Source organism: Nocardia amamiensis NBRC 102102, from assembly GCF_001612745.1.
Taxonomy (GTDB): domain Bacteria; phylum Actinomycetota; class Actinomycetes; order Mycobacteriales; family Mycobacteriaceae; genus Nocardia; species Nocardia amamiensis.
This window is the reverse complement of the sequence record NZ_BDBA01000072.1, coordinates 40140-47056: the sequence shown is the minus strand read 5'-3', so window position 1 is coordinate 47056 and position 6917 is coordinate 40140. Positions and strand designations below refer to the sequence as shown.

The window sequence follows — 6917 nt, the reverse complement described above, 5'->3', positions numbered from 1 at the left end:
CGCGTGGCTGCTGGCCGGCAGGGCGGCCCAGGGCGTCGGGCTCGGACTGACGGCGCTGATGATGGGCGTGGCCCGGGACCACCTCCCCGAGGAGCGCAGCGCGGCCGTGATCGCCCTGATCTCGGTGGTCTCGATCATCGGGGCCGGCGTCGGCTACCCGCTGGCCGCACTGCTCGCCGAGCTCGGCGGGGTACGGGCCGCCTACGGCCTCGGCCTGGTCGTCACCGCCGCCGCCCTCCTGACCGCGTGGCGCTCCATGCCCGAAGCCCCCGAAGGCCGGTCCGCCCACGTGGACGTGGCGGGCGCGGTCGTCCTGGCCGCTGCGCTGCTCCTGGTGCTGTTCCTGGCCGGCGAACGGAATCTGTGGAGCCGGCACCGCGCCGTGGCGGCGGCCCTCGCCGTCGTCGCGGTGGTGCTGCTCTGCGTCTGGGCCGTCATCGAGCTGCGCAGCACGACGCCCCTGGTCGATGTGCGGGCGGTGCGGCACCCGGCGGTCGCTGGGGCGAACCTCGCCATGTTCGTCGGCGGGATCGGCATGTACCTCCTGCTCACGCTCATCACCCGGTACGCGCAGACACCGCACGGCGCCGGCTACGGCTTCGGGCTGACGACCTTCGTCGCCGGGCTGGTCCTCATCCCGTTCTCGGTGCTGGGGTTCGTCGCCGGTAAACTCACGCCGCGGGTCCGGACGCGGATCGCCGCCCCCCTGCTCCTGGCCGGCAGCGCCGTCGTGGTCGGCGGCGGGTTCGCCCTGTTCGCGGCGGCCCGGTCGGACCTGGCCGAACTGTTCGCGGCGATGGGCGTGTTGGGCTTCGGCGTCGGCGGCTTCTCGGCCGCGATGCCCGGCGTCATCCTGGCCGTCACCCCCAAGAGCGAGACGTCGAGCGCCATGAGCTTCAACTACGTCGTCCGCAGCGTCGGTTACTCGCTGGGCAGCGCCATCGGCGGTCTGGTCCTGGCCGCGGGCACCGGCCCCGGCCGCCTCTTCCCGAACGACGACGCCTATACCACGGCAGCGCTGGTCGGCGTCGCCGCGATGGCGATCACGACGATGACCAGCCTCGCCCTCGCCCACCGACGCTCGTCGAAGACCAACCCGTAAGTCAGATGCACTCATTCCAACACTGGAGGTTCCATGCCCAAGGGCTACTGGGTCAGCGTCTACCCCACCATCGAGGACCCCGAGAGGCTTGATGTCTACAACGAACTGGCAGGTCTAGCCGTCGCGGCCGCGGGCGGGCGGGTGCTCGCCAGCATCGGCAGCCGGGTCGACGCACACGAAGCCGGAATCGCCGAGCGCGTCGTCCTGATCGAGTTCGACAGCTTCGAACAGGCGGTCGCCGCACGCGCGAGCGCGGCCTACCAGAAGGCGCTGGCCGAACTCCCCGACGGCTTCGAGCGTGACTTCCGCATCGTCGAAGGCCTCGACTGACCGAGGTCCAGTCGGATCTTCACCGAAGGACTCTGTCGGGAATCTCGAGGACGGGCAGTTAACGTCCTGGAAACCGTGAACTGGGATGCCGGCACCGCCCGGCTCCAGCCCAGGCCGATCCGCCACCGCGCCCACGGGCCGGTGTTCGTGACCCACCGCCGAGAGGGGGTCTGGCACCGGCTGGGAACTCCACGAACTCCGGCACTCCGGGCTGACGCACCTCGGCGAATCCGGCGCGAGCCTGCTCGAACTGATGGCCAAGTCGCGGCACCCAGCAGCTACGCCCATATCCGCCCGAAATTCGGCCGATATTACGGCGACCCCCACTAGCCTCATGGCCGTCACATGAACCTTGAAACAGGACCCAGGTGCGCACCCGGGTCCTGTTTTGTTTCTCATTGGTGGCTACGGACCGCCTGTGTAACACCGGTTCTCGGCGGTTAGCGCCGACTTGAACAGCACGAGGCCGACTACGAATCTTCTGATCCGTAGTCCTGATGTCGATTGACGGGTTGCTGCGTCATCCACATCTGGATGGCGGCCTCCACCGCCTCCCCGAGCTTCATCCCAGACTTGAGTGCAGCCTGCCGGAACCTCAGCGCCAGGTCATCATCGATATGGGTAGACAGGTTCGCCTTCCCCGGATCGACAGTCGGCGGCGGCACAGCCAATTCGGTCCATGGGAACTTCTCGACCACCTCCCTAAAATGCTTGTAGTTCAGCGTGATCGGTTCATCCACCGAGAACCACCGCAGCACCTCGCAGGAGGCGGCGCCGTCGGCGCGCGCGACACCTCTGCGGTGGGTGACGTCGTTACGGAGCTTGCGCAGGTCACCGAAGAACGGGATCTGAAAGTCTCGGGGTTTGCACTGATGTGCCGCGGCGAGGCGGTGACGGTAGTCGTCTTCCCAGACCGCGAAGAAGGTCGGCAGCCACATCCGTCCGCCCCACTCGTAGTGCTGACTGCCGAAATCCAATGCGTCCAGCACAGGCCTCGCGGCGACCGTGGTCACCGATTCCGTCCACCCGGGGCGCAGGCCATCAGGGTCACATACGTCGAAAACAGCAGGCATTCTGACGCGAGGCCTGTAAGTGGGCGCGCCTGGGGGGAACGCGAGCTGGAGGCCTTTAATGAGCCGCGCCGCGAGGACACCCCCGCGCGGCGCCATTCGCGCGACCGCGATTGTGACGAGCAGATCTTCACGCAGATCGCGAAGTACCTGTGCCACTTCGGGCTTGGTTTCCGAAGGAAGAAGCACGCCATCATGGTCACATCAAGTACCGACACAGCAGCGAACTCGGTTCCCGCCGACATGGGGGTGCCGTTAAGGATCGTGTCATCCGGGTCAAGGAAGCCGCAAAGACGCCCGCCGGTACTGGCTGTCACAAGTGCCGCCCACGCTCATGGCAGCGGCCGGCGTCCGCGTCGATTTCGCGCGAGAAATGAAGAGGGGACGCCTTTCCAGGGGCGTCCCCTCTTCCGCGAAGTGCCGCTTCACTGGGATGGCCGACTTGGCGAGCCGGTCCCCGGCGGAGCGGAGGCCTGCACCATGCCGCTTCACTTCGCTACGACCTGGCCCGAAGTCTCGACGTCGAACGTGTCGGCTGACTGGCTGCCAACCTACCTCGTTTGCTGAGAGGTCGTAGCGATCAGATCGTGACGCCGACACTACACGAACTCCACCAGGAGTGGCAAGCGTAAACCGCTGTCTACCAGCAAATCTGCATGCAGAGTACGCTCGTTCATGCAGGATGCTGATGTTAGCCTGAAGTGAACTCAGTGATCTACAGCTAAGTGACCGCTACGTTAGTAGACTAGAAGCCGATCGCTAGGATGAAGAAGTAGTGAGGACTCCAAATGGCTGCACAGGCCAGTAGAGAAATCGACGCCGCCAGCCTACTCGGATTGACGTCGCCGAGGCCGGACGTTCCGCAGTCCTCGCTCGAGCTTGCCGAGGCCATCGCGAGCACGTCGGGTCGGCGAGCCGCGATCCCGCTGCGGTGGTCGTTCACGCACGCGCCCGCAGATGACGGCGGCACGATCAGCCGCAAAGCCCCGCTGGCCAGGCTGATCGGATCCGGAGGCCGCGGCGGCTCGGTACCGGTGAAGCTGTATCTAGCGCTGATCTGGCGTTCCTCCGCCCCGCCGCACAACACCGACTACGCCGCTCGCAAGTGGGCAGAGCTTCTCGGCCTGCCCGACCCCGAAACCAAGGGCTCGCGACGGGTGACCGAGGCCCTGCGCACACTCGAGGCCGAGCGGCTGGTGCGGATTACCCGCGAGCCCGGTGAGCCGTCGACTGTGCAGATCCTCGACGAAAGCGGCAGCGGCGCCGCCTACGAACTGCCCTCGACCGCCTACCACCACGCCCGCTCTCTGGAAGCGCAAGCCAAATCGGCAGACCGGAAGAAGAAGCACCGGAAGATGATGGAGGCGAACCTCTACAGCAAGATCCCGCAAACGCTGTGGACCAATGGCCACATCCAAGACATGTCCTCGGCGGCTCTCGCCATGCTGCTGATCCTGATGTCCAACAGCCGCGCGAGCGACGGAGCCGAGATCTGGTGGTCCACCCAGAACTTCCCCGCCCGGTATGGCATATCGCCGGCCACCCGCGCCCGAGGCACCCGAGAACTCGCCGACCGCAACCTGCTGCAGGTGACCAAACGACTCGTACCCAACAGCCCGAACAACACTCGCGCCCTCGCCCGCGAGAAGGTCCGCAACGTCTACACCTTGATCAACGACGCGAAGCTGCCAGAAGCCACCAACCCAGACCCGCAACAGCAGCAACAACGACCGGCCCGCCGCCGCAAGCGCAAGGCGGCCCAGCCAGCTTGAGCCGAGGCGGCAGTATGGCGCGTCACCGGACCGCCCGTTCTTCTAGTTGCGTGTCAGATCGGGGGAGGAGGGCGAGGCCTGTGGTGACCTTGTGACACTAGTCACCACAGTAGATGGAACCTGTTGTGCCGCAGCAGCGTCCAAGAGCAGTGAAGGAGATACCTTCAACCAACGGAGGGGACGACATGCGAACCATTTCGGCCGGGCGGCGACTTGTCACAACGATCGCGCTGACGGCCGCGTGCATCGCAGGCGCATCAACAGCTGGGGTCGGCATCGCACAGGCGCAGACACCGGCGATTGCGGCCGAACCCGTCAATGCGGCACACCCGCATTGGCAGTTCGAGTTCACTGCTAAGTGGACCGTGACATTGTCCTGCTACTTCGAGAATCTGGACCGGACAGACGCCACCGGCCCAGAGAAGTACACCGGGACCGGAAAGACCAAGGACGCGGCCGAGAAGGACGCCTGGAACAAGGCCCAAGCGGCGGCGCCCAAGGGGCGGAAGGTCAAGCACTGCCGCGTCGAGAGCTCATCGAAGAGATAGCAGGAAGGTTGTACGTGGACGACGACGAACGCCAAGTGTGGGAGTTCGCGGTAGGACTCGGGTTGCCGGACGCGACCGGGCCCGGTGCCCTCGACGGCGAGGGAATCCACCCGGTCGCGCTGGCGCTCGAAGAGAGCACCCATCGGATCCGCGGGGTGAACCGTATCCCGTGCTTTACCAGCTTCGGACCGGTCACCGCGGTCGATGAGTTCGCTCAGCGCGCGTGGGGCGACGCGTACGACCCGGCGCGCGTCTCAGTTGAATGCCGTCTCGCCGTCTATGCGACCGACGTGGAGCTGGACGAGCTGGTGCTAGCGGTCGTGGAGGATCTCGGCATCGATGAGGACGGATACTCGACGGTAGTTGGCCGGAAGGTCACTGTCGGCCTGCGGGCCATCTCGCTGGAGTCGCCAGAGAACAGCTTCTACCAGCACCTCGTGGGCCAATATCGGGATCAACGCACCACGGATTGACCTCCACCCCACCGAAGGCATCACAAGTCTGCGGATCGTCCAGAGAGCTTGGCCCACACCGATATGACACACAACGGCGAGTGACAATCGGTGCGAGCTGGGCTTGACAGGCGTATCCCGGAGGGGCTCGAGGTACGGGGAAGGAGCAGGTCCCGCCCCTTACCGGCAAGGGCCGAATCCGTGATCGAATGACTCAGCGGCGCTTTGTCTCTCGGGGCCGCCGCGCGGCGGGGATCTCGGCGTCGGCGAGGGCTCCTGGTACTGGTGGGATCGCGTAATCAACTGTCGCGTGTTCGTGGTGTCCAGCGCGGGGGATCGCAGCCGCGGGCCCGCTGCGTAGCGGGGTCGACGCGGCTGCGACCTGGGGCGGCGGCCAGGTAGGCGTCGACGGCGCGGTCGCGGCCGGTCCGGGAGTGCAGGGCGTCGTCGTGGCCGCGCCGCAACGTCGACCAGGCAGACCCTCGTGGAAGCGCGGTTGGCTGGCGCACGACCGGGTACGAAGAAAAATCTTGGAATTTCGTGCAATGTGACGGAATTCACAAATTTATCGTTTTGCCTGGTCATCGCATGCGCATTTTTCTGATCTCTGCAGATACTAGGGGGTAGTGACTGGCAGAGTCTCGTAATCAACTGTCGCGAGTTCGAGGTGCCCAACCGGACGGTTTCCGGGCTCGCTGTCCGGAGGCGTAGCGGGTCCAGTCGGCCGCAGCGTGGGCAGCGGCGCGGGTAGTTGTCTTGTAGTGGTAGCCGAGGGCGTCTGCGACGACGGGTGCGGGTAGTTCGAGGACATGCTGGTGCAGCGCGCCGACACGGCCGGCGGTGCTGGGAATGCCGAGGGCTTTGACCAGTGCCCCGAGGGTTTCGGGGTGGATCGGCTGACCGGCCCGGCGGCCCGAGGCCACCAGCACCGCTGGGAGCACACCTGCATGTCATCCGGTTCCGAGTGGCGAGCCCGATATACGCGGAAGTCAGGACTTACTGCGTGCGAAGAAAATCGCTTGCTGAGCTTTCGCATCCGGGTCGAGCAACATCTGTGCCTCGACCACGAATCCGGCATCGCGCAGCCAGGATGCCACCTGGTCAGGCTGACGGCAGTGGACATGGACCTTCATCGGGTAACCGCCATAGCCCTCCGTCTTCAACCGCGACTCGTCGCCGACGTGAAACAGGAGCTGCAGCAGTCCGCCGGGCCGCAATGCTCGGTGGAAGTGCCCGAACACAGTCGGCACCTCGTCGTCGGGGATGTGGATCAACGACTGCCAGGCGAGCAGGCCTGCCAGCGAAGCGACGGGGAGGTCCGGGTCCGTCATCGAGCCCACCTCGAACCGCAGGCCGGGGTGGTCGCGCCGGGCCACGTCGATCATCCCCGGGGAGAGGTCGACACCGAAGGCGTCGACACCGAGCTCATGCAGGTGGGCGGTGACTTCGCCGGGGCCGCAGCCGACGTCCGCGACCGGCCCGCCGCCAGCGACCCGCACGCTGTCGGCGAACAACGCCAGAGCCGCGCGCAGGTACTGGTGTCCGGCGAGGGCGCCGCGCACTTGGTCGGCATAGCTGACCGCGACCGTGTCATAAGAGGTTCGGGTGTCGGCCAACCAGTCATCCGTGGTCATGACCGGCAC

Annotated in this window: 8 protein-coding genes; 5 read left to right on the top strand and 3 right to left on the bottom strand. The window is 66.1% G+C overall.

What is annotated here, in order from left to right:
* Together NA4_RS15615 and NA4_RS15610 are read left to right on the top strand one after the other, a co-directional pair.
* A partial coding sequence (locus NA4_RS15615; RefSeq protein ID WP_067470354.1) for an MFS transporter occupies window positions 1-1102 on the top strand: 1102 nt, incomplete at its 5' end.
* Window positions 1103-1135: 33 nt separating this feature from the next.
* Window positions 1136-1432, top strand: coding sequence for a DUF1330 domain-containing protein (locus NA4_RS15610; RefSeq protein ID WP_040783362.1), 297 nt, complete (start codon window positions 1136-1138; stop codon window positions 1430-1432).
* A 470-nt stretch (window positions 1433-1902) separates the two neighbouring features.
* On the opposite strand, the gene NA4_RS15605 is transcribed toward NA4_RS15610, so the two are convergent.
* On the bottom strand, window positions 1903-2691 hold the full coding sequence (locus NA4_RS15605) for a hypothetical protein (protein ID WP_157129038.1): 789 nt from the start codon (window positions 2689-2691) through the stop codon (window positions 1903-1905).
* Between the two features lie 599 nt (window positions 2692-3290).
* Between NA4_RS15605 and NA4_RS15600 the strand changes: the two genes are divergently transcribed.
* The 3 genes from NA4_RS15600 (at window position 3291) to NA4_RS15590 (ending at window position 5295) form a co-directional block, all read left to right on the top strand.
* Window positions 3291-4274, top strand: a complete 984-nt coding sequence (locus tag NA4_RS15600; RefSeq protein ID WP_157129037.1) for a hypothetical protein — start codon at window positions 3291-3293, stop codon at window positions 4272-4274.
* A 185-nt stretch (window positions 4275-4459) separates the two neighbouring features.
* Window positions 4460-4822 (top strand): hypothetical protein, encoded by a 363-nt coding sequence (locus tag NA4_RS15595; RefSeq protein WP_067470351.1) that lies wholly within the window; start codon window positions 4460-4462, stop codon window positions 4820-4822.
* 14 nt (window positions 4823-4836) lie between these two features.
* Window positions 4837-5295, top strand: coding sequence for a hypothetical protein (locus NA4_RS15590; protein ID WP_067470350.1), 459 nt, complete (start codon window positions 4837-4839; stop codon window positions 5293-5295).
* A gap of 626 nt (window positions 5296-5921) precedes the next feature.
* Here the strand turns inward: NA4_RS15590 and NA4_RS15585 are convergent.
* Both NA4_RS15585 and NA4_RS15580 read right to left on the bottom strand, forming a co-directional pair.
* Window positions 5922-6203 carry a hypothetical protein gene (locus NA4_RS15585; RefSeq protein WP_174552951.1) on the bottom strand — a complete coding sequence of 94 codons (282 nt, stop codon included), beginning with the start codon at window positions 6201-6203 and terminating at the stop codon, window positions 5922-5924.
* 60 nt (window positions 6204-6263) lie between these two features.
* Complete coding sequence (locus tag NA4_RS15580) at window positions 6264-6908, bottom strand: class I SAM-dependent DNA methyltransferase (RefSeq protein ID WP_067470348.1); 645 nt, start codon at window positions 6906-6908, stop codon at window positions 6264-6266.
* Between the last annotated feature and the right edge of the window lie 9 nt (window positions 6909-6917).

Excerpts from the sequence above, each read along its gene's own strand:
- NA4_RS15610 (WP_040783362.1), top strand. The coding sequence starts at position 1,136 with ATGCCCAAGGGCTACTGGGTCAGCGTCTACCCCACCATCGAGGACCCC.
- NA4_RS15600 (WP_157129037.1), top strand. The coding sequence starts at position 3,291 with ATGGCTGCACAGGCCAGTAGAGAAATCGACGCCGCCAGCCTACTCGGA.
- NA4_RS15595 (WP_067470351.1), top strand. The coding sequence starts at position 4,460 with ATGCGAACCATTTCGGCCGGGCGGCGACTTGTCACAACGATCGCGCTG.
- NA4_RS15580 (WP_067470348.1), bottom strand. The coding sequence starts at position 6,908 with ATGACCACGGATGACTGGTTGGCCGACACCCGAACCTCTTATGACACG.